Annotated in this window: 26 protein-coding genes and 1 pseudogene; 12 read left to right on the top strand and 15 right to left on the bottom strand. The window is 68.0% G+C overall.

Annotation, left to right across the window (positions count from 1 at the left end; genetic code table 11):
• Nucleotides 1-12: 12 nt before the first annotated feature.
• Entirely contained in the window at nucleotides 13-975 is a 963-nt protein-coding gene (galE, locus tag UK23_RS01265) for a UDP-glucose 4-epimerase GalE (RefSeq protein ID WP_082114332.1), read from the top strand.
• Nucleotides 976-981: 6 nt separating this feature from the next.
• A complete protein-coding gene (locus tag UK23_RS01260) occupies nucleotides 982-2985 on the top strand; it encodes a S9 family peptidase (RefSeq protein WP_045309431.1) in 2004 nt (667 codons plus the stop codon).
• Here UK23_RS01260 and UK23_RS01255 read toward each other — a convergent pair.
• Complete coding sequence (locus UK23_RS01255) at nucleotides 2955-3998, bottom strand: DUF4192 domain-containing protein (RefSeq protein WP_052684277.1); 1044 nt, start codon at nucleotides 3996-3998, stop codon at nucleotides 2955-2957. The genes UK23_RS01260 and UK23_RS01255 overlap by 31 nt on opposite strands.
• A 177-nt stretch (nucleotides 3999-4175) precedes the next feature.
• On the bottom strand, nucleotides 4176-5975 hold the full coding sequence (locus UK23_RS01250) for a Xaa-Pro dipeptidyl-peptidase (RefSeq protein ID WP_045309430.1): 1800 nt from the start codon (nucleotides 5973-5975) through the stop codon (nucleotides 4176-4178).
• Nucleotides 5976-6082: 107 nt separating this feature from the next.
• On the opposite strand from UK23_RS01250, the gene add reads away from it, so the two are divergent.
• Both add and cutA read left to right on the top strand, forming a co-directional pair.
• Nucleotides 6083-7084, top strand: coding sequence for an adenosine deaminase (gene add / locus UK23_RS01245; RefSeq protein WP_045309429.1), 1002 nt, complete (start codon nucleotides 6083-6085; stop codon nucleotides 7082-7084).
• Complete coding sequence (cutA, locus tag UK23_RS01240; protein ID WP_045309428.1) at nucleotides 7081-7395, top strand: divalent-cation tolerance protein CutA; 315 nt, start codon at nucleotides 7081-7083, stop codon at nucleotides 7393-7395. Before add ends, cutA begins: the two co-directional genes overlap by 4 nt.
• Here cutA and UK23_RS01235 read toward each other — a convergent pair.
• From UK23_RS01235 to UK23_RS52465, 3 genes are all read right to left on the bottom strand, one after another.
• Nucleotides 7378-9402: an ATP-binding domain-containing protein gene (locus UK23_RS01235; RefSeq protein ID WP_330769774.1), complete on the bottom strand. Its 2025-nt coding sequence runs from the start codon at nucleotides 9400-9402 to the stop codon at nucleotides 7378-7380. The genes cutA and UK23_RS01235 overlap by 18 nt on opposite strands.
• Before the next feature lie 79 nt (nucleotides 9403-9481).
• The gene (locus UK23_RS52470) at nucleotides 9482-9637 is read right to left on the bottom strand and encodes a hypothetical protein (protein ID WP_196777567.1); all 156 of its coding nucleotides are present in this window, start codon (nucleotides 9635-9637) and stop codon (nucleotides 9482-9484) included.
• A 46-nt stretch (nucleotides 9638-9683) separates the two neighbouring features.
• Nucleotides 9684-9917 carry a carbohydrate ABC transporter permease gene (locus tag UK23_RS52465; RefSeq protein ID WP_196777566.1) on the bottom strand — a complete coding sequence of 78 codons (234 nt, stop codon included), beginning with the start codon at nucleotides 9915-9917 and terminating at the stop codon, nucleotides 9684-9686.
• Nucleotides 9918-10205: 288 nt separating this feature from the next.
• On the opposite strand from UK23_RS52465, the pseudogene UK23_RS54905 reads away from it, so the two are divergent.
• From UK23_RS54905 to lspA, 5 genes and pseudogenes are all read left to right on the top strand, one after another.
• A pseudogene (locus UK23_RS54905) lies at nucleotides 10206-10580 on the top strand (DeoR family transcriptional regulator); the annotation flags it as partial.
• 130 nt (nucleotides 10581-10710) lie between these two features.
• A complete protein-coding gene (locus tag UK23_RS52455) occupies nucleotides 10711-10953 on the top strand; it encodes a hypothetical protein (protein ID WP_052684274.1) in 243 nt (80 codons plus the stop codon).
• Nucleotides 10950-12245, top strand: coding sequence for a 6-phospho-beta-glucosidase (locus tag UK23_RS01220; RefSeq protein WP_045309426.1), 1296 nt, complete (start codon nucleotides 10950-10952; stop codon nucleotides 12243-12245). Before UK23_RS52455 ends, UK23_RS01220 begins: the two co-directional genes overlap by 4 nt.
• Before the next feature lie 204 nt (nucleotides 12246-12449).
• Complete coding sequence (locus UK23_RS01215; RefSeq protein ID WP_045309425.1) at nucleotides 12450-12935, top strand: YybH family protein; 486 nt, start codon at nucleotides 12450-12452, stop codon at nucleotides 12933-12935.
• Nucleotides 12936-13011: 76 nt separating this feature from the next.
• Nucleotides 13012-13497, top strand: coding sequence for a signal peptidase II (lspA, locus tag UK23_RS01210; RefSeq protein ID WP_045309424.1), 486 nt, complete (start codon nucleotides 13012-13014; stop codon nucleotides 13495-13497).
• Here lspA and UK23_RS01205 read toward each other — a convergent pair.
• Genes UK23_RS01205 through UK23_RS01195 form a run of 3 tightly spaced genes read right to left on the bottom strand, consistent with a single transcriptional unit; the run spans nucleotide 13469 to nucleotide 15847 of the window.
• Complete coding sequence (locus UK23_RS01205; protein ID WP_196777573.1) at nucleotides 13469-14134, bottom strand: endonuclease V; 666 nt, start codon at nucleotides 14132-14134, stop codon at nucleotides 13469-13471. The two genes, lspA and UK23_RS01205, sit on opposite strands and share 29 nt — an antisense overlap.
• The gene (locus UK23_RS01200) at nucleotides 14112-15077 is read right to left on the bottom strand and encodes a DUF3500 domain-containing protein (RefSeq protein ID WP_045309423.1); all 966 of its coding nucleotides are present in this window, start codon (nucleotides 15075-15077) and stop codon (nucleotides 14112-14114) included. Before UK23_RS01200 ends, UK23_RS01205 begins: the two co-directional genes overlap by 23 nt.
• On the bottom strand, nucleotides 15077-15847 hold the full coding sequence (locus tag UK23_RS01195; protein WP_156212636.1) for a Tat pathway signal sequence domain protein: 771 nt from the start codon (nucleotides 15845-15847) through the stop codon (nucleotides 15077-15079). The genes UK23_RS01200 and UK23_RS01195 overlap by 1 nt, the downstream gene beginning before the upstream one ends.
• 162 nt (nucleotides 15848-16009) lie before the next feature.
• Here UK23_RS01195 and UK23_RS01190 point away from each other — a divergent pair, with 162 nt between their 5' ends.
• Both UK23_RS01190 and UK23_RS48135 read left to right on the top strand, forming a co-directional pair.
• Complete coding sequence (locus UK23_RS01190) at nucleotides 16010-16357, top strand: ArsR/SmtB family transcription factor (protein WP_052684273.1); 348 nt, start codon at nucleotides 16010-16012, stop codon at nucleotides 16355-16357.
• Nucleotides 16350-16886, top strand: a complete 537-nt coding sequence (locus tag UK23_RS48135) for an SRPBCC domain-containing protein (RefSeq protein ID WP_052684272.1) — start codon at nucleotides 16350-16352, stop codon at nucleotides 16884-16886. Before UK23_RS01190 ends, UK23_RS48135 begins: the two co-directional genes overlap by 8 nt.
• Before the next feature lie 105 nt (nucleotides 16887-16991).
• On the opposite strand, the gene UK23_RS01180 is transcribed toward UK23_RS48135, so the two are convergent.
• From UK23_RS01180 to UK23_RS01170, 4 genes are all read right to left on the bottom strand, one after another.
• Nucleotides 16992-17945, bottom strand: a complete 954-nt coding sequence (locus tag UK23_RS01180) for an MBL fold metallo-hydrolase (protein WP_231114332.1) — start codon at nucleotides 17943-17945, stop codon at nucleotides 16992-16994.
• A 27-nt stretch (nucleotides 17946-17972) separates the two neighbouring features.
• The gene (locus tag UK23_RS01175) at nucleotides 17973-18401 is read right to left on the bottom strand and encodes a CBS domain-containing protein (protein WP_045309421.1); all 429 of its coding nucleotides are present in this window, start codon (nucleotides 18399-18401) and stop codon (nucleotides 17973-17975) included.
• A 138-nt stretch (nucleotides 18402-18539) separates the two neighbouring features.
• Complete coding sequence (locus UK23_RS51165; RefSeq protein WP_156212633.1) at nucleotides 18540-18701, bottom strand: hypothetical protein; 162 nt, start codon at nucleotides 18699-18701, stop codon at nucleotides 18540-18542.
• Nucleotides 18702-18884: 183 nt separating this feature from the next.
• Entirely contained in the window at nucleotides 18885-19841 is a 957-nt protein-coding gene (locus UK23_RS01170; RefSeq protein ID WP_052684271.1) for a DUF6923 family protein, read from the bottom strand.
• Nucleotides 19842-20156: 315 nt separating this feature from the next.
• Here UK23_RS01170 and UK23_RS01165 point away from each other — a divergent pair, with 315 nt between their 5' ends.
• Nucleotides 20157-20915, top strand: coding sequence for a DUF4239 domain-containing protein (locus UK23_RS01165; RefSeq protein WP_045309420.1), 759 nt, complete (start codon nucleotides 20157-20159; stop codon nucleotides 20913-20915).
• Here the strand turns inward: UK23_RS01165 and UK23_RS01160 are convergent.
• From UK23_RS01160 to UK23_RS01150, 3 genes are read right to left on the bottom strand one after another with little or no spacing between them, the layout of a single operon-like run.
• Nucleotides 20912-21571 carry an EcsC family protein gene (locus UK23_RS01160; protein WP_045309419.1) on the bottom strand — a complete coding sequence of 220 codons (660 nt, stop codon included), beginning with the start codon at nucleotides 21569-21571 and terminating at the stop codon, nucleotides 20912-20914. The genes UK23_RS01165 and UK23_RS01160 overlap by 4 nt on opposite strands.
• Before the next feature lie 10 nt (nucleotides 21572-21581).
• Nucleotides 21582-22418 (bottom strand): bifunctional 5,10-methylenetetrahydrofolate dehydrogenase/5,10-methenyltetrahydrofolate cyclohydrolase, encoded by an 837-nt coding sequence (locus tag UK23_RS01155; RefSeq protein WP_045309418.1) that lies wholly within the window; start codon nucleotides 22416-22418, stop codon nucleotides 21582-21584.
• The gene (locus UK23_RS01150) at nucleotides 22418-24904 is read right to left on the bottom strand and encodes a PEP/pyruvate-binding domain-containing protein (protein ID WP_045309417.1); all 2487 of its coding nucleotides are present in this window, start codon (nucleotides 24902-24904) and stop codon (nucleotides 22418-22420) included. The genes UK23_RS01155 and UK23_RS01150 overlap by 1 nt, the downstream gene beginning before the upstream one ends.
• Nucleotides 24905-24913 lie beyond the last annotated feature (9 nt).

Here is a 24913-nt window from a genome sequence, read left to right as displayed (position 1 = left end):
GCGAGGACTGTGGTGAAGCTGCTCGTCACGGGCGGGGCCGGATACGTCGGCAGCGTGTGCGCCGCCAGGCTGCTCGAAGCCGGACACGAGGTGGTCGTCCTCGACGACCTCTCCACCGGGCACGAGGACGCCGTCCCCGCGGGAGCGCGCTTCGTCCGGGGCGACATCGCCGAGGTGATCGGCGACGTCCTCGCAGAAGGGTTCGACGGCGTTCTGCACTTCGCGGCCAAGTCCCTGGTCGGCGAGTCCATGCAGGACCCCGGCAAGTATTGGACGGGTAACGTCCTTACGGCGATCCGACTGCTTGATGCGATGAAGGATCACGGCACGCCGAAGCTCGTCTTCTCCTCGACTGCCGCGACGTACGGCGAGCCGCGGGAGGTGCCGATCCCCGAGACCGCGGCTACCGCGCCCACCAACACCTACGGCGCCACCAAGCTGGCCATCGACCACGCGATCACGTCGTACGCCGCCGCGCACGGCCTGGCGGCGACGAGCCTGCGGTACTTCAACGTCGCCGGCGCCTACGGCAGCATCGGCGAGCGGCACGCGACCGAGACCCACCTGATCCCGCTCGTGCTGCAGGTCGCGCTGGGGCAGCGGGAGCACATCTCGATCTTCGGTGAGGACTGGCCCACCGAGGACGGCACCTGCGTCCGCGACTACATCCACGTCACGGACCTCGCGGACGCCCACCTCCTGGCGCTCGACCACGCCACCGCCGGTGAGCACCGGATCTACAACCTCGGCAACGGCACCGGCTTCTCCGTGAAGCAGGTCATCGACACCTGCCGCGAGGTCACCGGCCACCCGATCCCCGCCGTCGTCGCCCCCAGGCGCGCCGGCGACCCGGCCGTCCTCGTCGCTTCCGCCGAGCGGGCCCGCACAGAGCTCGGCTGGAAGCCCGAGCGCGCCGACCTCACCGGAATCGTCCGCGACGCGTGGGAGTTCACCCGCGCCCGGCACGGAGCCTGATCCGGTATGACCGACTTCGCCTCCTTCGAGAGCTACAACGCCACACCGAGGCTCACCTCGCTCGCGCTGTCCCCGGACGGCACGCGACTCGTCACCGTCGTCTCCACGCTCGCCCCTGACGGCAAGACGTGGCAGGGCGCTCTCTGGGAGGTCGACCCCACCGGCGAGCGGGACGCCGCGCGGCTCACCCGCTCCGCAAAGGGGGACTCCTCCCCCGTCTTCGCACCGGACGGGTCGCTGCTGTTCCTCTCGGCGCGCCCGGACCCGCTCGCGAAACCGGGCGAGACCAGGGAGCAGAAGGCGCTGTGGCGGCTTCCGGCCCGTGGTGAGGCCGCCGAGGTCCTGCGGCCGGGAGGCGGAGTCGGTCAGGTCCGCGTCGCGGGCGAGACGCTGCTGTTCACGTCGTCGGCGTACCGCTTCGCGGAGTTCGGCGACCAGGACGACGCCAAGCGCAAGGCCCGCGAGGACGCCGGTGTGACAGCGATCCTGCACGAGTCGTACCCGATCAGGTACTGGGACTCCGACCTCGGCCCGAGCTACCCGCGCCTGTTCGCGGCTCCTCTCGCGGGCGTCGCCGGCGAGAAGGTCACCACCCTCAGCGAGGACGCCGAGAGCCGGCTGAGCGACGAGGACATCGCGCTCAGCCCGGACGGGAAGTGGGCCGTCCACGGCCACGGCGTCGACGTCAGTGCCTCCTACGGCCGCCGGACCGAACTGCGGCTCGTGGCCACCGACGGCAGCTCGTCGCGCGTCCTCGCCTCCGAGGACGGTTTCTCCTTCCACGACGCCGCTTTCACGCCCGACGGCACCGCCGTGGTCGCGATCCGGTTCCGCGAGTCCACAACGGACTCCCCGTACCGGCGCGACCTCGTGCGCACCGACGTGGCCGACGGCTCGATCACGCCACTGGCGCCGGACTTCCAGGAGGAGCCGGACCACCCGGTGGTGAGCCCGGACGGGTCCGCGGTGTTCTTCACCGCGAGCCACCTCGGGCACCAGCCGACGTGGCGGCTGGACCTCGCGACCGGCGAGATCACGAAGCTGACGATCTCGGGTTACTACAGCGACGTGGTCGTGAGCCCGGACGGCAAGACGCTGTACGCACTGCGCAACTCGGTCGACCACCCGCCACAGCCCGTGCGGTTCGCCGCCACCGGAGCCGACCAGGATCCAGAACGGCTGCGCGCGCCCGGTGCCCTCTCCTCGGTGCCGGGCACCCTCACGGAGATCTCCACGGTCGTCGCTGACGGCCGGACCGTCCGTTCCTGGCTCGTGCTGCCCGAAGGCGCCTCCGCCGACTCCCCCGCCCCGCTGGTGCTGTGGGTTCACGGCGGCCCCGTCATGAGCTGGAACGGCTGGACGTGGCGCTGGAACCCGTGGCTGATGGCCGCGCGCGGCTACGCCGTGCTGCTGCCCGATCCCGCCCTGTCCACCGGGTACGGACCGGAGTTCATCGAGGCCGGCTGGGGCCGCTGGGGCGCCGAGCCCTACACCGACCTCATGGCCATCACGGACGTCGCGGTCGAGCGGGCCGACATCGACGCCTCCCGGACCGCCGCCATGGGCGGCTCGTTCGGCGGCTACATGGCCAACTGGATCGCCACCCAGACCGACAGGTTCCGCGCGATCGTCACGCACGCTTCGCTCTGGCACCTCGACGCGTTCTCCGGCGGCACCGACAGCTCCTACTTCTGGATGCGGGAGATGGGCGACCCCCTCACCCAGCCGGAGCGAATCCAGGCCAACTCCCCGCACCTGCGGGTCGCCGACATCAAGACCCCGATGCTCGTCATCCACGGGGACAAGGACTACCGGGTTCCCATCGGCGAGGGGCATCGGCTGTACTTCGACCTCGTCCGACACGGGGTCAATGCGAAATACCTTTACTTCCCAACCGAAAACCACTGGATCCTCACCCCCGGCAACTCTCAGGTCTGGTACGAGACGGTGTGGGCGTTCCTGGCCGAGCACGTCCTCGATCAGGGCTGGGAGCGGCCGGAACTGCTCTGAGCGCAGCCGGCGAGCAACCTGCGGGCGTCGTCCAGGTACTTGATGGACAACGCCCGCATCTCCTCGGGCGGGAACCCGGCGCTGAGGGCGCCACGCAGCAGTTTGGTCAGGGAGTGGCCGGGGCAGGCGTCCTCGGCCGCGTCGAGCGCGATGGACGCGATCCCGCCGTCACCGCGCTGATAGGCGTAGAACGCGAGCAGGCACGCGGGCTCCGCGCGTTCCGGCGCGGGGCACGACCTGGTGAGCTCGAGCCAGAGCCGTTCGGCCATCCTCGACCTCGTGTGGGTGGCGAACGCCATGCTCGCGTCCCGCACCTCGGGTACGGCCAGGGCTCTGGCCAGCGCGACGATCTCCGTGTCCGCCAACGCTCCCTTGCGATCCGCCACCGCGTCGATCGCGTCACGAACCCGATGCAGCTCGGCGCCCGGATCGGGTTCGCCAGAGCTCGTCATCAGCTCGTCGAGCAACGCGGAGCGGCGTTCCAGTGCCTCGGGCGGGTCCAGCGCGGCGATCGCGGCCATGGCCGCGCGCGACTCGAACGTCACGTTGCCCTCGTGCGCTGACGCGGCGGCGACGGCGGACAGCCCTGGATCCGGAAGTGTTCCGTGGCAGTCGATGTCGAGGTAGCAGAGCCACTTCGCGTCCTTCTGGCACGACGGCAGCCACACGGCTTCGACGACCTCGACGCCCACCCCACCCAGCTTGTCCCTGAGCGCCGCGACCAGCGGTTCGTGCGGCAGTTGCTCGGGCATGTGCTCGCACGGCGGGCACACGACGGCCAGGATCACGTCCGTCGCGCCGTGTTCGAGCAGCGGCGCTTCCAGTTGTGCCGCAAGCATTCCTCTATGTCGCGGGCGCGGCAGGTCGACGCGCATGGTCATGCTGATCACGTTGTCCTTCAGCACCAGCACGACGAGAGAGTCGGACGGGTGGAATCCCATCAGGTGCGGGATCGCGGCGTAGAGGTCGCCGGCGCCGCGGACTCGGATCGGTTTCGGGAGGGTTGTGGGCATGGGCCCACAGTGGTGGTTGGGGTGGGGCGTCGAGTGGGGGTGGAGCGAAGTTGTGGACAAGTCAGCGGGTGTGGACAGGTTGAGATCTTGGAACGCTCGGGAGCGGGGTTTTGTCGGGGGTGGGTGGTAGGTTGCCGCGCTGCGGTCCCTGGACAGGACCGCAGCGCGGGCATCACGTCAGATCGTCTGGAACACCGCGCGCCAGCCACCGACGACGGGCAGCTCGACCGACGTGCGGGCGAGGTCCAGAGACAGGCCGGCACCCGGCTTCGGGCGCAGCGTGTAGTCGTAGTCGCTGGAGATCAGCACGAACTCGAGCCGGTGCCCGGCCTGCAGGACGTAGTCGTCCGGCACGATGGGCACGTCGACGTCGTAGAACTTGCCCGGCTTGATCGGGGACGTCTTGTCCGGCCGCTCACGGTTCTGCGGGTCGGTCGAGCCACGCGTGATGACGTACGACTTGCCGTCAGGAGCCCGGTCGACGAGCAGCGTCGTCACGTTGGCCGCGGGCCGGTCGAAGGCGATCCGCAAGTGCGCGGTCGACTTCCCGGACAGCCGCAACGACTTCTGCGCCGGCTGCGTGGCGTACGACAGCCGGTTCGGCGAGGACGCCTGATCGATCAACGACTCCGCCGTCTTCGTCGCGTCGTCGGTCAGCTTCTCCACGCCGTGGCCGGGCCAGATCCCGAGGCCTCCCTTGGCAGATCCGCCCGGGGACAACCGCAGCCGCACGCCGGACGTGCCGGGTGCCGGCCAGTCCTTCTCGTCGACCCACGTCTTGTCCTCGCGCTGGATCGTCGCCTTCGGCTCCTTGTCGATGCCGTTGCGGTGACCCCACAGGTACTGCGTGAACCAGCGGTTCAGCGTGCGCCGCCACTCCACCGAACGCAGCGTGTCCGGGTCCGTGTGCCCGGACTGGTGCAGCCAGATCTTGTGCGGCACACCGACCTTCTTCAACGCCGAGTACCACTGTTCGACGTGCGTCATCTTGACGTTCGTGTCGTTCAGCCCGTGCACGGCAAGAACGGCCGCACGGACGTTGCGGACGTCGTTCATGTAGTTCCGCTTGTCCCAGAACCTGGTGTAGTCACCGGTGACGCGGTCCTGGTCCTTCGCGATCTCCGCGATGATCGGCTTGCAGATCTCCCGGTCCGCGCGGGTGTAGACGTACTCCGCGAGCACGTCGGCGTCCTCGCCCTGGAACGTGCCGGGCGCGACGACAGCACCATCAGCGCGGTAGTAGTCGTACCAGCTGGAGATCGCGGCGATCGGCACGATGGCTTCCAGACCGCGCACACCCGTGGAGGCGACGGCGTTGGGCAGCGTTCCGTTGTAGGACACGCCCATCATGCCGGTCTTGCCCGTCGACCAGGTCGCCTTGATCGCCTCGCCGGTTGCCGTACGAGCGGACGCACGGCCGTTGAGCCAGTCGACGACGACACGGGCGCCGATCGTCTCGTTGACGTCACCCGTCGTCGGACAGCCCGTGGACTTGCCGGTGCCGAGAGATTCGGCGTAGACGACGGCGTACCCGCGCGCGATGAAGTAGGCCTCGTAACGACCCGACGTGATCGGGTTCGGACCGAGGGCGGCGGTGACGCGTTCGTCGGAGGAGGCCTTCAGCAAACGGCCATCGCGCTTGTCAGGCACGTACAGCTCGACGTCGACGTTGTGGTTCGCGACCTCGTTGCCGCCGGAGAAGTACGGGCTGACCATGTAGACGACCGGGACCTTGAGGCCACGTTCGGTGGCGCGCGGGCGGACGACCTCGGTGTAGACCTCGTCGTCCTTGCCATCGCGGTCGCTGTCGACCGGCGCCCGGACCCACAGGCTCTCCTTCACCACGTCCTTCGGGTCGAAGACGGGTTGCGCCTCGCCGTCCTTGAACACGGGCCCCTCGACGGCTTGGGCCGTAGCCGGGAGGAAAGGCAGGACAAGCACCGCTGCCAGCAGTGCGACTCTTCGTGCGCCCCTCACGAGGCACCCCCAATGCAAGGCCAGGTACAGGGATTCGCCCTGCACCCTTCCCGTTGAGTGCAAGACATGTCACCCGTCGATCGGCCCTTGACCTGAGAGCATGGGCCGTGCACATTTCCGACTTCGTCCACGCGCTGCCGAAAGCCGAGCTGCACGTCCACCTCGTGGGCGCGGCCTCTCTCGACACCGTCCTCGCACTCGCCCGTCACCACCCCGACGGACCGGTGCCCACCGACGAGGCCGCGTTGCGGAAGTTCTACGAGTTCAGGAACTTCCGGCACTTCATCAACCAGTACGGCGTCGTCAACGACCTGGTCACCACCGGCGAGGACGTCCGCACCCTCGTCGTCGGATACGCCCGTGACGCCGCGCGAACCAATATCCGATATGCAGAGCTCACGATCAGCGCGACGAGCCATCTGCGGGCCGGCATCGCGCCCGACGAACTCGTCGAGGCGCTCGCGGCGGGCCGGGAGGAAGCACTCGCGGTGCACGGCGTGGCACTGCAGTGGATCTTCGACATCCCCGGCATCTGGGACCGCGACTGGGGCATGACGAGTGCGCGGTTCGCGGCCGACCACCGGCCGGAGGGGCTGGTCGGGTTCGGGTTGGGAGGGTTCGAGTCGGACTCGCCGCGGGCGAAGTTCCGGGAGGCGTTCGCGGTGGCGCGCGACGCCGGGCTGCACATGGTGCCGCACGCCGGTGAGACGACGCCGCCGAGCGAGATCTGGGCCGCGCTGCACGATCTGCGTGCCGAACGGATCGGGCACGGCGTGAGTTCCGTGCAGGATCCGGACCTGCTGCGACACCTCGCCGACGAGGGCGTCGCCGTCGAGGTGTGCCCGACGTCGAACATCCGCACCGGCGCGGTGAAGTCGTTCGACGAGCACCACCTGCCACGGCTCGTGGAGGCCGGGGTGCCGGTGACGATCAGCACCGACGACCCCGGCATGTTCCACACCGACCTCGACCGCGAGTACCTGCTGTGCCACGAGCGGTTCGGTTTCAGCCGCGACGAGCTCGCCGGACTCGCGCGGGCCGGAGTGCGGGCATCGTTCGCGCCGGCCGAACTGAAGGACCAGCTGCTGAAGGAGATCGACGCGCTATGACCGGTGCGTGTGTGGTGACGACGACCGTCGACTCAGCCGAGGCCGCGGAGTCGTTGGCCAAGGGCATCGTCGAGGCGCGGCTCGGCGCGTGCGTGCAGATCGTGCCGATTCGCAGTGTCTACCGGTGGGACGGCGAGGTGTGCGTCGAAGCGGAATGGCAGTGCGTCGTGAAGACGTCCGCCATCCGCGCCGACGACGTCGTCGCGCACATCAAGGCGCGTCACACCTATGACGTGCCCGAGGTCATCGTCACCCCCGTGGTCGGGGGCAACGACGACTACCTCGCTTGGGTCTCAGAGGAGACCTCGTAGGTGACGCGGCAACGGCTCGGTGTGCAGGACGCCGAGCCGTTGCGTCGCCCTCGTCAGCGCCACGTACAGCTCGCTGGGCGACATGTGCTGCGGTTCGACGACGATGACGACGTCGAACTCCAGCCCCTTCGACGCGCGCGGGGACATCCACTCGCCGCCGATGACCGCGATCGTCCGTCCGTTGCGTGCACCGGCATGCGCGTCGAGTTCGTCGCGCACGGCCGCCGATATATCAGTGACGCGGCGGGCCCACGGGCGAACGCCGCTCTTGCGCACCGACACCGGTGCCGACGCGTCGGGGTCGACGAGCTTCAGGACCGGAGTCGCGACGGCCATGATCTCGCCGGGTGTGCGGTAGTTGACCTCCAAGCGGCGGTAGGTGAACCGCTCGAACACCGAACCCCAGCTGCGCACGCCGCCCGCGGCCTGGCGCTGGGCCAAGTCGCCCACGACGGTCATGGACCTGTTGGGGCACCGGCGCAGCAGCACCCGCCAGTCCATTGCGGACAGCTCCTGTGCCTCGTCGACGACGACATGTCCGTAGGTCCACGTGCGGTCGTCGGCTGCTCGTTCGGCAAGTGAGCGGTGGTCGCGCACTTCGTGCCGCACGGCCAGCACGTCGGCGTTGACGAAGTCGGTGACGATGTACTCGTCGTCGTCCGCACGTTCGTCGATGGAGAGGACGTCCATCACGCCGCGCGCGTATTCGAGCTGTTCCTCCTCCTCACGCTTCAAGGCGCGCTCGGCGGCGCCGTCGGACCCGAGCAGTTCGGCGAGCTCGTCGAGCAACGGCACATCGGACACCGTCCACGCCTCGGCGTCCTCCCGGTACAGCTCCGGTACGCCGATCCGGAAGCACCGGCCCCGATACAGGTCGGCGAGCAGCTGCTCCGGGGTGAGCCGCGGCCACAACCTGTCGACGACGTCGCGCAACACGTCGCTGTGCCGGAGCTCGTGGCGCACGTCCTCCTCGATCTCCGGCCAGTCGACGCCGATCAGCCGCAACGCCGGCGCGACGAGCTCCTCGGCGAGCGCCAGGAAGAAGTACTTGCGGGCAACGTTGTGTGGCAGTCCGTAGTACCGCGTCTTCTCGCGCGCGACGGCGGCGACGTGTGCGTCGAGCGGGACGACAACGTCCTCCAGCTCGATCTCGACGGGCTCGTCGGGCAGCTCCTGCCGGTCGGCGACGGCGACGGCCAGCAGGTCCAGAACTGATATATCGCCCTTCAGCCGTTGCAACGACGAGGTGTCCTCGACGTCGGCAACAACACCGGGATAAAGCTCGCCGGGCGTCGCGAACACCACGTCGGTCTCACCCAGCGACGGCAGGACGTCGCCGACGTAGTTGAGAAAGCCGGTGTTCGGGCCGACGATCAGCACACCGTGCCGCGACAGGCGTTCACGACGCGTATACAACAGGTATGCCACGCGGTGCAGGGCCACTGCGGTCTTGCCGGTGCCCGGACCGCCCTCGATCACCAGCACGCCGGGACCCGAGTAGCGGATGATCTCGTCCTGCTCGGCCTGGATGGTCGAGACGATGTCCCGCATCGTCGCGGTCCGCGGCGCGTTGAGGGCGTCGAGCAGCGCCGTCGTGTCGGACAGCAGTTCGTCGTCGTGGTAATCGCGCAGTTCCCGGTCGCGGACGCGGAAGTGGCGGCGCAGCACCAGGCCTTCCGGGTTCGCGGCGGTCGCTGTGTAGAACGGCCGTGCCGCCGGCGCACGCCAGTCCAGCAGCAGCGGTTCGAACTCGTCGTCGAACAAGCCGACGCGTCCGATGTAGGTGCATTCACCTTTCGCGGAGTCGATGCGACCGAAGACCAGCCCCTCCTCCGCCGCGCGGTACTTCCCGACCTCACTGGTCAGCACGTTCACGGCGGCTTCGCGATCCAGCCTCTGGGTGGTGCCGTCCCGCAGCGCGGCCGCAAGGTCCGCAGCCGCTTTGTTCCGTTCCTGGTCGAGCTTTTCATACAGAGAGGTGATCCGTGCCTGTTCGCTCGCCAACACCTTGCCCCCTGTGATACAATAATTCTGTCTTCCCGGAAAATTCATTCCGAAAATACAAAGCTATTCTTTGTATCACAGTTCAGCCGCGCACGGCACCCTTTGCGGGATCCGCGATGAAATTGCGTGCGCCGATGAGGAAGACGATCAGCAGTGGGAGCACCGTTCCCGCCATCAGCATGCCGTAGTCGGTGTCGTGTGCGCGGTTGAGCTGGCCCAACGCGACCTGCAGCGTCACCTCGCCCGGGTCGGCCTAGGACGACGAGCGGCCACAGGTGGTCGTTTCACGCGCTGATGAACGTGAAGATCCCGAGGAACGCGACCGCCGGCCGCACCAATGGCAATCCGACCTGCCAGTACTGCCGGAAGAGGCCGCAGCTGTCGAGCCGCGAGGCCTCCAGCAATTCGTGGTGCACCGCACCCGAAACGTACTGCCGCATCCAGAAGACGCCGAACGCGTTGATCACCGCGGGCACGATCAGCGCTTTCAGTGACCCGACCCATCCGAGCTGCGCCATCACCACGAATGCGGATGGCGGAGAGCTGCGGCGGGATCATCGTGCCGAAAAAGTCGATCTCGGCGAACACCCTGCCGACGCTGACGAGCAACTCGCCGCCGGGCGTCAGCGCGGGCGGGAACTTGAGGATGTTCTCCGTCGCGTTGGTCGCCCATGACGACCACCCAGTAGAACGGGACCAACGGACACCAGCCCACCCAGCACCAGCACGACGTGACGCTTCACGCCTTCTCCCCCGCTGCACGAGCCGCCAGTTGATGATCGAGAAGATGCGCAAGCGCGCCAGATGTGCGCGAGTTGGCAATAGTTTGCTCAAGCTTGCGCGACTTGGGAGGTACGGTGGCCGGGATCCTTCCCCAGAGCAGACGCGAGCTGATCCTGCGCACACTGCACGCAGACGGGCCGAGCGACGTGCGCTCGCTCGGCGGCAGCCAGGCGACGATCCGCCGCGACCTCGAACTGCTCGACGCCGACGGCAAGCTGATCCGCGTGTACGGCGGCGCCATGACGCTAGATCCCAGTGACATCAGCAGTCACATCAGCAGCGAGGTCAGCAGCGACGACGTCGATGACCCGTTCGTCGAAGTCGCCACCGAACGCGCCGGGCACAAGGACGCCGTCGCACGCGCGGCCGCTGCCATGGTTGAGGACGGCGAGACCGTGCTGCTCGACATCGGCACCACGATGCACCGGCTCGCCCACCACCTGCACGCAAGCGGATCACCGTCACCACGAGCAACCTCGCCGTGTTCGACGAGTTGCACGACGACGCCGACGTCGAGCTACGAGCGGCGTGCGGGGCGACGGCGCCGTCATGGACACCACGCTCGTCGAGGTACCGCTCAAGCGCGCCATGATCAAGGCCGCGGACCAGGTCGTGCTCGTCGCGGACGGCGGGAAGTTCCCCGGCGTCGGCGTAGCCCGTGTCTGCGGCCCTGACGACCTCGACGTCGTCGTCACCACCGCGTCGGCCGACCCGGCGACGCGGCTCGCACTGCAGGAAGCCGGAGTCGGAGTGGACGTGGTTACAACATGAAGCTGGTCATCCTGGGCGGGGGCGGCTTTCGTGTACCGCTTGTATACCGTGCGTTGCTCGCGGATCGATCGCCCGGCCGCGTCACCGAGGTCGTCTTGCACGACCTCGACGCGGCCCGGCTCGCCGCAGTCGCTGGCGTCCTCGCGGAACTGGCGACTGATATATCGGATGCGCCATCGGTGACGACGTCGACGGATCTGGACGAAGCACTTCGCGCCGCCGACTTCGTGTTCTCCGCGATCCGCGTTGGCGGGCTCGACGGACGCGCGGCCGACGAAAGCGTCGCGGCCGGGTGTGGCGTGCTCGGACAGGAGACAGTCGGCGCGGGCGGCGTTGCATACGGGCTGCGTACCGTGCCTGTCGCGCTCGACATCGCACGCCGTATATCAGTTCACGCGCCGGACGCGTGGGTCATCAACTTCACCAATCCCGCCGGCATGGTCACCGAGGCGATGTCGGCACACCTCGGCAACCGCGTCATCGGCATCTGCGACTCCCCCGTCGGACTCGGCCGCCGGGTGGCCCGCGCCGTCGGTGCCGATCTCGAGGACGCGTGGCTCGACTACGCCGGGCTCAACCACCTCGGCTGGTTGCGGGGCGTCCACGTGCACGGGCGCGACGTGCTGCCGGATCTGCTCGCCGACACCGAGCGGCTGGAGTCGTTCGAGGAGGGCAAGCTCTTCGGCGCGGAGTGGTTGCGGACGTTGGGCGCCATTCCGAACGAGTACCTGCACTACTACTACTTCACGCGCGAGGCGGTGGGATCCGGCGCGTCACGCGGGGCGTTCCTGCTGGAGCAGCAGAAGCAGTTCTACGCGGCGCCGTCGTTGGAGAGCTGGGAGCGGACGCGCCTCGAACGCGAGCAGACCTACATGGCCGAGACCCGAGACGACGAACGTGACACCGACGACCTCGACGGCGGCGGCTACGAGCAGGTCGCGCTCGACCTCATGCACGCCATCGCGTCTGACAAACGCACCACGCTGATCCTCAACGTGCCGAACAGGACAACGTTGTCATGCCTGGACGCGGACGCCATCGTGGAAGTTCCGAGCCTGGTCGACGCCAACGGCGCGCGGCCCGTCGCGGTCAGCCAGGTGCCCGACGAGGGCGTCGGACTCGTCACGGCGCTCAAGGTCGTCGAGCGCGCCACCATCCAGGCCGCCATCAGCGGTGAGCGCGCGCACGCGGTGAAGGCGTTGGCGCTGCATCCGCTCGTTGACTCCGTCAGCGTCGCTCGCAAGATCGTCGACACGCACCCGTTCCTGTCTGGAGTTTTCCGTGCACGATGACCCGCGGCTCGTCGAGGACCGGCTGCCGGTACGGCCGACCACAAGCCGTTGGCGTCCATCGCCTCCGATGCCGTCGCGGTGGAGTACGAGTGCCTTGGTGGAAGAGCGCGGTTCACGCGGCCGTTCCAGATTCTCACCGTGAGAATGGAACGCCTCGAAGTGACCGAGTGATGCCCGGTCGGTGTCCGCGCTAGCTTCGGCAGCGTGGACACCGACCTGTTGCGGCAGCTCAACGCCGACATCTGGCACCCGTTCCGGCTCGCCTACTCGAAGCTGGACGCGGCGGCGTTCCTGGAGCTGCACGCGCCCGAACTGATCCGTGCCGGCGGGCCGGCCACGCAGGTGTCCGGGTTCGCCGAGTACTCCGGCCAGATCGAGAAGTGGTTCACCGACCTCGCGGACCGCGGCAGCTCGGTGACCATCTCGTTCCGGTTCGTCGAACGGATCGCGGCGAACGACCTCGCGAGCGAGCGCGGCATCTTCCAGATCGTGTCGAGGCGCGCCGACGGTGACGAGCGCACGTTCTACGGCCGCTTCCACACGTATGCGCGACGCACCGACGGACGTTGGCGCATCTGCTCCGACTACGACACCGACGAGCGGTCAGCGACGCTGGAGGAGGAGTTCCTCGCCGCGGCCGACGTCAACGACGTCGAGGCGTTCAGCGCACAGGTCATCGCAAGAGTCTGAACCTGGGTTTGATTCTGGGGTCTGATTCTGGGGTCTGATCCTGGGCGGCGTCGTCCTTAACTACGCTCGACCGCAAATGGACACCACCACCTCTCGCCGCGTGCCGCTCGTGATGGGCATCGCCGTGTTCGTGCTGCTGCTGGACCAGGCCACGAAGTACTGGGCCGAGAGCGCGCTGACGGGCCGCGCGCCCATTCCCGTGCTCGGGGAGTTCCTGCAGCTCAGGCTCCTCTACAACCCCGGCGCCGCGTTCTCGATCGGCGCGGGGTCGACGTGGGTCTTCACCATCGTCGCGGCCGTCGCGGTCGTGCTCCTCGCGCGGTACGGCCTGCAGCCGCAGACCAAGCTCCGGGCGGCCGCGCTCGCGATGATGCTGGGGGGCGCGACGACGCACCTGCTCGACCGGCTGTTCCGGCCGCCGGGTTTCGCGCGCGGACACGTCGTCGACTTCATCGACTACAACGGCTGGTTCGTCGGCAACGTCGCGGACATCGCGCTGGTCTGCGGCGCGATCCTGCTCGTGCTGCTGAGCTTCACCCCGACGAAACAGCCTGCTTCGTGAGCGTGTCCGCGCGTCGGGTGGTCTCGGGCAGCCGGTAGCGCGGGGCGAGACGCAGCACCTCGGCGCACGCCCGGTCCAGGTCGATCTTGTGGCCGACCGACACGAACACCGGCTTCACGCCGTCCTGCGTCCGCAACGCCCGGCCGACGACGTCCCTACCTCTGGGGCCGTCCATCACGAGATCGCTCATCGACCCGCGAGCTCGGCCGGGCGGGTCGAACTCGCCCATCGCGTTCTTGGCGACCCCGATGCTCGGAATGCCCGTGTGCACACCGAGATGGCACGCCAGACCGAACCTGCGCGGGTGCGCCAGCCCCTGACCGTCCGCCACCAGCAGGTCCGGCGCGACCGTCACCTGATCGAGCGCCCGCAGCAACACCGGCATCTCGCGGAACGCGAAGAGCCCGGCAATATATGGGAAGTCCGTCGTGTCCTCGACGACCACCTCGTCGAGGATGACCAGCGACTTTGCATCGAACACAACGCAGACGCCCGCAACTGTGTCATTGCTACGGTAGCCGACGTCCAGGCCCGCGACGGTGTCTACACGCAGGTCAGGGGCGCTGATGGTGATCACCTGGGTGCGCAGGCGTTCTTGCAGCGCGATGGCGTCTTCAACCGTTCTGGGCCACTCCACGGGCGACAGTGTGCCGTGACGTGTCGTAGTGGGCGGCGAGGAGGTCGTCGCCGAAGTCACCCGAATGACGACGCCAGACGGTGTGGACGTGGTTGGCCTCATTGGCTGTGTTGTCGTACTCGATGAGAAGTTCCGGGCCCTGGATCCGGTAGTAGTGGCCCTCGCCGCGGCGCAGCGACCCCTCCCACGAGAAGTGCAGGCGTTCCGGGTCGATGCGCGCGAACTCGTCGTCGGCGAGTTCGAACGCGAGCCGGTCGAGGTAGAAGCGGACGATGTCGACGAGCAGCTCCCCCGCCGGCTTGCCGAGCTGCGCCGGGGTCACGCCGACCGGTTCCGACGGGCTGACGCGCGGGGAGTTACCGCTGCGGATGTCGTGCGGCGCGGTGTCCGACACGACGGCCAGGCGGCGGGCGGTCGGGCCCATGCGGTCGAGGAGCTCGCGGGCCAGTTCCTCTTCGAGACGCAACGGCTGGCCGACGACGTGGCCGCGGTACGTGACGCGGGCCGGGTTCGCGCCGAGGAAGAACGGGGTCGCCGAGCCGCGGCCGTCGGCGACGACGACGTTGACCGACAGGTGGTGCCCCTCGATGCGCCAGCCCCACGGCTCGTCGCCGCCGGGGGTGCCGAAGAGCACTGTCCAGAAGTCGCCGCTGTGCCGGTCGCGGTTTCCGCCCTCGCGGTGGTCGAGCACGTCTTCCAGCGCCATCACCGCTGTGGCCTGGGCGTAGGCGTGTGGACTGAGGACGGTAGCCAGCATTCCGTGCACAGCCTTGCGCTGGTCGCGGCCGAGCTCACCCAGCACCAGGCCCGCCCGTGCACCGGGTGCATACGCCCAGCGATGCCTGAGGTCGTCGTCGGTGACCGCGCGAAGGCCGTGTTCGCGCTGGTCACCGACGAGCAAACTAATATATTGGCGCGTGGCGTCGGCGACGTCGTGCAGCATCATTCGAACTTATAGGCCTTGAGGTTGCGGAGCAGCAGGTAGCAGTTCTGCAGTGAGCCCGAGGTGTCGCCGAGTGAGCGGTAGATGCCCCATTTCGGCCGCAACCGGTCGTCGAGCCACGTGTCGACGTTGTCCTTCGTCGCGTCGAGCACGGTCCGCCCGCCCTCGCGAACGACCCAGCGGACGCGCCCGGTGCCGTTGCCGACCTTGATCTCCACCTCGGTGTCGATCCACTTGTTGTGCAGCGGTTCGAGGTCGACGTTGCCGACGAGCACGTTGCCCTCGGTGATCTTGAACTCGATCTTCTGCACGCCACCGGTGCGGCGCAGCGACATGACCGTCACGGGCGAGGAGCCGAGGCCGGGCATCTTCGTCTGCATGATGTGGGTGAAGGAGGTCGTCGACTTCAACGAGCTCGGGATGAACATGGAGTAGGTCCACTTCCACGTCTCGCCGTTGTCGATCTCGAGGTTCTGGCCGCCGGCCTTCATGCCGCGAACCTCGTTGCGCTGCCGGTCGGTCGACGTGTCCCGGTCGCGGGTGTGCATGTCGAACCGGTAGTCGTTGCCCGACACGTAGATGTGCTTCACGCCTGGATGCGATCCGGCCCGGTCGTCCTCGACGCCCTCGAACGCGCCGAGCCCGTCCTTGTTCGCCTGCGGACTCCACCTGAGCTTCCAGGTGGCCGCCTGCGCGAGCCCGGAACCAGCCATGAGCAGCGGAACCGCCGCCGCCCCACCGATCAACGCCGAACGCCGAGAGATCTCCACGCCCGTTCCTCCCCAACATCCATGGCGGCGGATTTAGGGAAAAGGTCTGCACCAACTCCGGGTGCGGGCGTGATCACATCATCGGCTGACCCAGGAGTCAATCTTCCACCCGGCGAACGCGTCTCGACTTGTAGCCGGCTTAGGTGTTAAAACCATTACGTAATGAAGATGCCACATGATGACGACGCCGTCTGGCGCGCCCTGGCGAACCCGCTGCGGCGCGCGATCCTCGACGTCCTGCGCACCGGACCCAGGACCACGGGCGAACTGGTGGAGGCGCTCGAGACGAGCCGGCACGTCGTCATGCAGCACCTCGGTGTGCTCCGCGAGGCCGATCTGGTGCTCGTGGAGCCGCGGGGCCGGAAACGGGTCAACCACCTGAATCCCGTGCCCATCCAGCAGATCCACCAGCGGTGGGTCGCGCACTACGAGGAGAACTGGGCAGCGGCGCTGGTCGGCCTGAAGCACGCGGTCGAGGGCGCCGGACAGGAGGATGAGGACGTTGGCTGAACCGGGTACCGAGTTGCTGCACAGCATCGTGATCGCCGCGCCCATCGAGAAGGTGTGGGCGGAGATCACCAAACTCGACGGCAAGCAGCGCGCCATGATGGACGCCGTCCTTGACTCGAAGCTCGAGCCGGGCGCGCCGCTGTACTACAGATCCACCGACGGCAAACGTGTCTTCGTCGTCGGTCGCGTCATCGAGGTCGACCCGCCGCGGCTGCTCTCCCACACCCAACGGCTCACCATGCGCGACGACCCGTGGACCGTCGTCTCGTGGGAGCTGGAAGAGATCGACGGCGGCACGCGCGTCACGCTGCGTAACTCGGGCTGGCCTGCGGACGTCAAGCGCCTCGACAAGGTCGACACGACCTGGAGGACCATCCTCACGACGCTCAAGCAGGTGGTCGAGAACGGCGACGTCGGCGCCGGCCTGAAGTTCCAGTACGCGATGATGCGCGCCTTCATGTGGGCGATGCCGTCTGGCACCAAGACCGAGAACGTCCCCGAACCACCCGGCGTCGACCAGGCCGTCTGAAACGCGAATCCTGCTTTAGCAATGACTCTTTGGACGACGTTGTCCAAAGAGTCATTGCTAAGCGGCAGGTCAGGGGTGGTTGATAAACCGATATATTGGTTTCCGTCAAGCGTGGCAGGCGATGGGGCCGCCGTGCACGGCCATCATGTCCATCCAGACGCGCGGGAGTTCGAGGCGTTCGGAGAGGGGCTTGCCGTCCAGTTCGTGGTACGCGCGGTGGAGGTTGCCGACCAGGCGCTCGGATTCCTGCCAGGCGGAGAAGCGGGATTCGCCGGCCTCGTTCACGACGTCCAGCGGGGGCTTGCCGGCGGCGTGGCCGGCGGCAGCAAGATCGGCGAGGTAGGTCGTGTAGTCGGCCAGGTCGCCCAGGACGCGGTTGATTTCGGCGCCGCGCAGTAGCGGACCGTGACCGGGCACGACGACGGAAGCGTCGAACGAGCGGAGGAACTCCAGGGCCGACTGGTAGCCGCTGATGCTGCCCTCGGCGAGGAACGGCTGGCCGCCCGCGAAGACCAGGTCGCCGGTGAAGAGAACGCGTTCGGCGGGGAGCCACACGACGGTGTCGCCACGGGTGTGGGCCGGGCCGGGGTGGTGGAGTTCGACGACGCGCGAGCCCAGGTGCAGCGTCAGGGACGAGGTGTACGTCAAGGACGGCGGGCGCACCTCGATGTGGCCGTAGTCCGGGCCGGTCAGCACCTGGGCGGCGATCAGGCCCGCGGCGAGCACCTCTTCGCGGCACGCGTCGTGGCCGACGATCACGGTCGACGGCGGCACGAGCCAGTTGCCGTAGGTGTGGTCGCCGTGGTGGTGGGTGTTGATCACGTAGCGAGGATCGAAAGCAGATTCTGGCGCGCACACCGACGCCACCGAGGCGAACAACGCGCGGTTGCGCGCCTCGGTGGACGTGGTGTCCACGAGCAGCAGCGTGTCGTCGGAGCCGACGACCACGCCGGTGTTGTTGATCATCCAGGAGCCGTCGGGCTGGATGTAGGCGTGGACGCCCGCGGCGACCTCAACCATTTCTGGAACCAGTTCGGGCTGGCCAGCAGAAGGATTCACCCGATCAAGCGTAGTCACCTGGCACGGTCAGCCCTGGGCGATGTAGGCCTGGAGTTGGTCCGCCGATTGCTCCAGCTGTCCGATCCGGCTCTTCACCACGTCGCCGATGCTGACGATGCCGACCAGCTGCCCGTCGGACAGCACGGGCACGTGGCGGAAGCGCCGCTCGGTCATCACGACCGTGAGGCTGTCCACCGTGTCCGACGGCGAGCAGGTGAAGACGTCGGCCGTCATGATCGACGACACAGGAGAAGACAGCAGGTCAGCGCCCGCTTCGTGCAGACGGCGCACGACGTCGCGCTCGGACACGATCCCGGCGACGCCACCGGCGCCGACGACCACGATCGCGCCGACGTTGTGTTCGGCCAGCGCTCTGAGCAGTTCGGACACCGAAGCATCCGGGGCGATCGTCGCAACCGCCGATCCCTTGGTGCGCAAAACGTCAGCGATCCTCACCAGGCGCCTCCGATCCTGTCGGTCCGGTAGCACCTCAGGCTAGATCGGATCCGGACAGAACGGGAGATCAAACGCACGAAGAGAGCAGGGGACGCACGAAGTGCGTCCCCTGCGGTGTCGCGCCCGGTTCGGCGTCGGCTACGCGGATCCTCCACGGCGACGGGTCGCGAACTGGCGCGGCTGGACCATCGGCACCCGCTGCTGCGGCAGCTGGAAGTGCGCGTTCTGGTCGGTCTTGCCCCGCTTCTGCGCACGGCGCGCAGCGCGGTTGGACGGGTCGGGCGGAGTGGTGGCAGGCATGCGAAAGCCTCCTCACGAAGAGGGCGTGCAAGGACACGGCGAAGACCGTGCGAGAAGGACCCGCGGAAGGGTCACCAAGATGCGCGAAAGTCGCGAGAGGGCAGCGTCGAGACCGCTGCGGGGCTCCATCAGATGATGAACATGCCGCAACGGTAGCGACGCCGCCGGATCACGCCAACCGATTTATCCGCGCGCTCGGGCAGCGGCCGCGCCGGCACCCAGCATCACCAGGATGATCGTGACCATCACCCACTTGCGGGACTTCGTCAGCGGCGTCGACTCGACCTTCAGCGACAGGTCCCTGCGCGGCTCCGGCTTCTGCCGCGCCGCCCGCGCCGGAATCGGTTGTGGCGCAACGGTAGGCGGTGCCGTCGTCACGACCGGAGCAGGCGGCGGCGGAACGACCGGGACGGGAGCAGGTGCCGGGGGCGCGGGAGGCTTGGGGGCGGGGGGTGGCGCGGGCACCTCGGGGCGCGGCGCGGGTGGTTCGACCCGCGGCGGCATCGGGTTCGGCAGGCAACCCGCGCCGTCGATCATGCCCATCTCCGGACCCGCCGACAGCTCAACGGCCACATCGGTGATCCGGTAGACACGGCTGCGGCCCCGGTAACCGTTGTTGGTGGCGAAGATCGTGCCCGCGGAGTCGATCACCACGGCGCCGTACGTCGACCTGCCCGGCAGGTCCTTGATCTCCTTCCTGCCCAGCACCCGGCCGGAGACCGGGTCGAACGACACGACCTCGCCCGGCCCCCAGCCCGCTGCCGACACCCCGGTCAGCTTTCCGGCCGCACCAGCCGTGAAGTCGTCCAAAGCCAGAGCAGGCCAGTCCAGCACGACCGAGCGCACGATCTTGAGGTACGTGGGGCTCGCCGGGTCGATGTCGATCGCACGCAGACTCGCGTTGTCACGCACGTAGAAGGTGGTGCCGACGACCGCGCCCGCGGTCACGTCGTCGGTGCGGAACCACTGCGCGTCAACGGGTCCGAGGTCGCTGACCACACCCTTCTGGTCGATCAGCACGACGTGCGACGGGTTCTTCCACCAGGCGTGGCCCTTGGAGGTAAGTCCAACCAAACGGCCCAACGCCGCCGAGTACCCCAGCGCGTTCACCGCGTAGTCCAGCCGAGCTATCTCCGTCACCCCACCGGATGACACGTCGAGTTTCGTGAACGTCGACAGTGCGCCTCGATTGGATGAACGAACTTGAAACGCGTCACAGTTCGGCGGTGCAGCATGGGCAACGGCGCTGGTGAACGGCGCGGAAAGCACCAGAAGAGACGAGATGGTGCTCAGGGCAAGCAAATCCTGCCACCACCGGAATGGAGCAGTCCAATACGACAACCGGGTATCTCTGGCGTTGCCGCGCATTCCCACCTGACCATTACTCGTTCATCAGACCGTGCTGTACCGGCCACAGTAGACCGTGGTCTAATCCCACACCAGAAAGGAGCCGAATTGAGCATTTACGTCACCGGCCTGCTCTGGGTTCTCGGTGCGGCCGTTCTGTCGGCCATCATCGTCGTCATCACACGTCGGTTCGGCTCGGAGGAGGTCGGCGAGAAGAACCTCGGCGCCGGCGGCTCGGTGTTCAGCATCGTCGCCGGCCTGCACGCGGTCCTGGCCGCCTTCATCCTCATCTCCCTGTTCGACGCGTCCAACAACGCCGAGGAACAGGTGCAGAGGGAGGCCAACGCGCTCGTCGCCGTCGACTGGTCGTCGGACTCGCTGCCCGCACCCGCGAAGGACAAGGTGGAGCAGCTGATCCGCGACTACGTGTCGACCGTCGTCGACGACGAGTGGCCGCACATGCGCGAGGGCGAGAACGTCGACAACAAGGGCTGGGCGACGTTGAACCAGCTCAGGGACACGATCTCGACGTCGGCACCGGACGGCGACTGGCAGCAGGACCGCAAGACCGAGGCGGCGAACCAGCTGTGGGAGGTCTACCAGGCCCGGCAGGAACGGCTGGACGCCGCTGGCAACGGGGTCAACCCGGTCGTGTGGCTCGCGCTGCTGATCGGCACCGCGCTGTCGCTGCTGTTCCCGTACCTGTTCGGCGGCCCGAACCTGATCTCGCAGCTGCTGATCACGATCACGCTGAGCTCGACGCTGGTGCTGCTGTTGTTCGCGATCTACCAGCTGCAGAACCCGTTCAGCGGCGGTGTGGCCATCCCGCCGGACGCGTTCAGCTCGGCACTGGACCGGCTGAGCTAGCGCGAATCGGTCATTCCGTCCGCTTCTTCGATCTCCACGGACAGCACCTCGCCGTCGATAACCTTCGGCAATACGTCCGTGCGGGTGAAGTAGCGATTTGCGAATGCGCCGACCGCTCTGGTAGAGGCGGCGTCGACGCCACCACCGATGACGCCGCCCAGCACCGGAACACTCTTGGCCGCGAGGGTGCCGAGTTTCTTTGTACCGAATTTTGTAATGAGTGCGGAGGCGGCCTTCTTGGTGAACTGCTTGATGCCGACCTTTTTGAACAGCTCGGTTCCCGCGTTGCCGAGCAGGCACAGCAGGATGGCCGTCTGCACCTCTTCGCTGTCGACGTCGTGGCCGCGCAACGACGCGATGGACGCGATCAGGTGCGTCTGGATCACGTAGGCGGCCGCGACGTTGGACGGCAGCGAGATCGGCAACGTGATCAGGCCGCCGAGGTTCGTGATGAAGCCCTGCGCGCCCGCCAGTGCGACGTGCGTGCGGATGAGGTGCTTGATCGCGTCGGTCTCGTCGCCCTTCTTGACGAGCGCGTCGGACGCGGCCTCGCGTGCGCTCTTGAACGGGCCGAACCCGTCCACGCCGGCACGCAGCAGGTAGTCGGCGATGCCCTGCTGGACCTTGCTCAGCTCACCCTTGGATTCGTCGGCCACAACCCCGAGATTACGCGTCCAGTTCGCGCCACGCGGCGTCAACGGTCTGTTCCAGCAGAACCGCGATCGTGGTGGGACCGACTCCGCCGGGCACGGGCGTGATCAACGCGTCCGTCACCGCGTCGAAGTCGACGTCGCCGACGTTGCCCTCGTTGTAACCGGCGTCGACGACGACCGCACCGGGCTTGATCCAGTCGCCCTGGACGAACTTGGGCTTGCCCACCGCGGCGACCACGATGTCCGCCGTGCGCACGATTTCCGGCAGTCCGGCGGTCTTCGAGTGGCAGATCGTGACGGTGGCGTCCCTGGCCAGGAGCAGCATCGCGGCGGGCTTGCCGAGGATCGGGCTGCGGCCGATGACGACGGCGTGCTTGCCCGTGATCTCCACGTCGTACGCGTCGAGCAGGCGGATGATGCCGCCGGGCGTGCAGGAGACGAACTCGCTGTGGCCGAAGGACATTCCGGCGAACGAGTGCATCGTGACGCCGTCGACGTCCTTGTGCGGCGCGATCGCCTCGAACGCCGCGCGCTCGTCGATGTGGCGGGGCACCGGGTGCTGCAACAGGATGCCGTGCACCTCGGGGTCGTCCGACAGCTCGCGGATCTTCGCCACGAGCTCGCCGGTCGTCGTCTCCTCCGGGAGTGCCACGTGGCGGGACTCGAGTCCCGCCTTGTGGCTCCGGTTCTGCTTCATCCGCACATATGTCACCGAGGCCGGGTCGTCACCGACGATCACCGTGGCCAGACAGGGTTTACGGCCCGTGCGTTCGGTGTAACCGGCGGCCTTCTCGGACGCCCGCAGCACGATGTCGCGCGCGAGCTCGGTTCCCCGCATCAGGTTCGTCATCAGTTCTCGAGTGTAGTGACCGCTCCCGTGCTGCCGTCCACGGTGATCCGCTCACCGGTCTTGATCCGCGTCACAGCCTCCCGAACCCCCACCACCGCGGGGATTCCGTACTCGCGGGCCACGACGGCGCCGTGCGAGTTCGAGCCGCCCATCTCCATCACGAGGCCACCCGCCGTCAGGAACAGCGGCGTCCAGCCAGGATCCGTCGACGGCGCCACGAGGATCTCGCCGGGTTCGAGGTGCGCGCCGACCGGGTCCATCACGACGCGCGCGATGCCGGTGATCGTGCCCGCCGACGCCGGGGTGCCGACGAGGTCGCCCTCGGCCGGTGCGCCGTGGTGCACGGCTTCCGGCTCGGTGCCGTCCGAGAGCAGGACGCGCGGGATGTGCCGGCGCCGCATCTCCCGGTCGTAGACCTCACGCCGCTGCGCCACGATCGGCCGCAGATCTCCTTCCGCGGAGCGCATTTCCTCGAAGTTGAGGAAGTACACGTCGTCGGCCGCGGCCAGCCTGCCCTGGTCCGCCAGCGAGGCACCGAGGTCCGCGATCCGCTTCCGCAGCGCGCCGAACAGGGTGATGATCAGGTACTTCGGGTACTCGCGCAGGCCGGCGAGCAACCTGGTGCGGCGCAACGCGAAGCGCACGAACCAGCCGCGGCCCCACGCACGTCGCGCCAGCGTTTCGATCATCGCCTCGGCTTCGGCGGCGCCGCGCGCGAAGACCGCGTCCGGTGCGGCCTTGTCGTCGTCCAGGCGCAGGTAGTTCCGCACGACGCCGATGACGTGCGCCGGGTCGTCGGACCACCGGGGCAGGCCGAGGTCGATCTCCGCGACGGCCCTGTGCCCCCACTTCGCGAGGAAGCGGTCCAGCGCCGCGGGGCGTTCACCGTTCTGGAACTGCTGCAGCGCAACGGGATCGCGCCGGATCTCCTGCGCGAGATCCCACATCGCCATGTCCATCTCGGTGGTGACGTTGTTCGGCAGGCCGCGCAGGACCGTCTGCAGCTCGCCCGGCTTCGTCTTCACGACCTTGCCGACCAGGCCGAGCATCGCGAAGCCGACCAGCGCGGTGGGCGCGAGGCGGGGCAGCACAGGAATGACGCACTGCTGCAGCGCCTGTTCGATCGAGAGGTTCGCGGAGTTCGTCAGGATGTCGCGTTCCATCAGCAACGCGTTGCGCACTGCCTTCTCCGGGTTCGCCAGTGCCTTCCACACGACCACTGGCACGTGGAACCGGCGCGCCAGCCGCAGCACGCGCTTGAGGGCAGGCGTCGGCGAGGAGTTCTTGATCGCGAACCGCGGGTCGTCGAACAGGCCGCGCAGCACCTCGGACGAACGCGCCTCCATCACGCCGAGCAGTCGCGTGACGAACTCGCGGCCGACCTTGCTCTGCAGAACCTTGGTGACGTCGAAGAAGATGCGCTCGCCGTTCTCCACATAGGACTGGCTCTTCGGGTCTCCGATCACGATCTCGAAGGCGGACTTGGCGATCTCGCGGAACGCCGCGCGGCCCATCGGCGTGATCGGGCGCTCGAGGCCCTGCGCGAGGCTGAAGCAGAAGTAGACGTGAGCGTTGCCGTCGGGGTTGTCCGGCAACGGGAACAGCGTCGTGATCGGCCGCGCCTGGGTGAGGTGGAGCTCCCCGTCGGCGTCGATCGCCCACTCGGTGTCCTGCGGCGAGCCGTAGTGCTGCTGCACCTTGCGGCCGAGGACGGCGAGCGCGTGGATCTGGCCGTCGGTGAGGCACTGGTCCTCGTTCTCGCCGACCTCCACGTGCTCGGTGCCGCCGCCGGGCAGTGACCGGATGAGGAACTTCTTGTCCCCCAGCCGCTTCTCGACGATCTCACGGCCGTCGACGACGAAGTGGTCCGGGTTCACGGCGCCGGAGACGACGGCCTCGCCGAGACCGGGGCTCGCGTCGATGACGATCTGGTCGCGCGTGCCGGTGACCGGGTTCGCCGTGAACATCACGCCGGACACCGCGGACTGCACCATTCGTTGCACCACAACGGCGAGGTACGTGGTGGTGTGGTCGATGCCGTTCGTCTCGCGGTAGCTCACGGCGCGGTCGGTCCACAGCGAGGCCCAGCAGCGGCGCACGGCGTCGACCACCGCGTCCTCACCGACGACGTTCAGGAACGTGTCCTGCTGGCCCGCGAAGCTCGCGAACGGCAGGTCCTCGGCCGTGGCGCTGGACCTCACCGCGACCGGGACGTTGTCGCCCAGCTTGCGGTACTCGGCGGCGATCTCGTCCCGGATCGCCTGCGGCACAGGGGTTTCCACGAGCATCCTGCGGGCGTTCTCCGGGGTCGTGCTCGCCAGTTCGTCGGCCTCCGCGACGGCGCGGTAGGCGTCCGTGGTGACGCAGAAGCCCTGCGGCACCGGCAGGCCCGCCCTCGTGAGCTCACCGAGGTTCGCAGCCTTGCCCCCCACGACGGCGAGCATCGTGCCGTCGATGACCCCGAAATCCACGCAGTAGTCGTCCATGACGCCGAG

The sequence above is a fragment of the Lentzea aerocolonigenes genome (genome assembly GCF_000955955.1).
Lineage (GTDB): Bacteria > Actinomycetota > Actinomycetes > Mycobacteriales > Pseudonocardiaceae > Lentzea > Lentzea aerocolonigenes_A.
The sequence above is the reverse complement of the archived record's forward strand: the minus strand, read 5'-3'. Positions and strand labels throughout refer to the sequence as shown.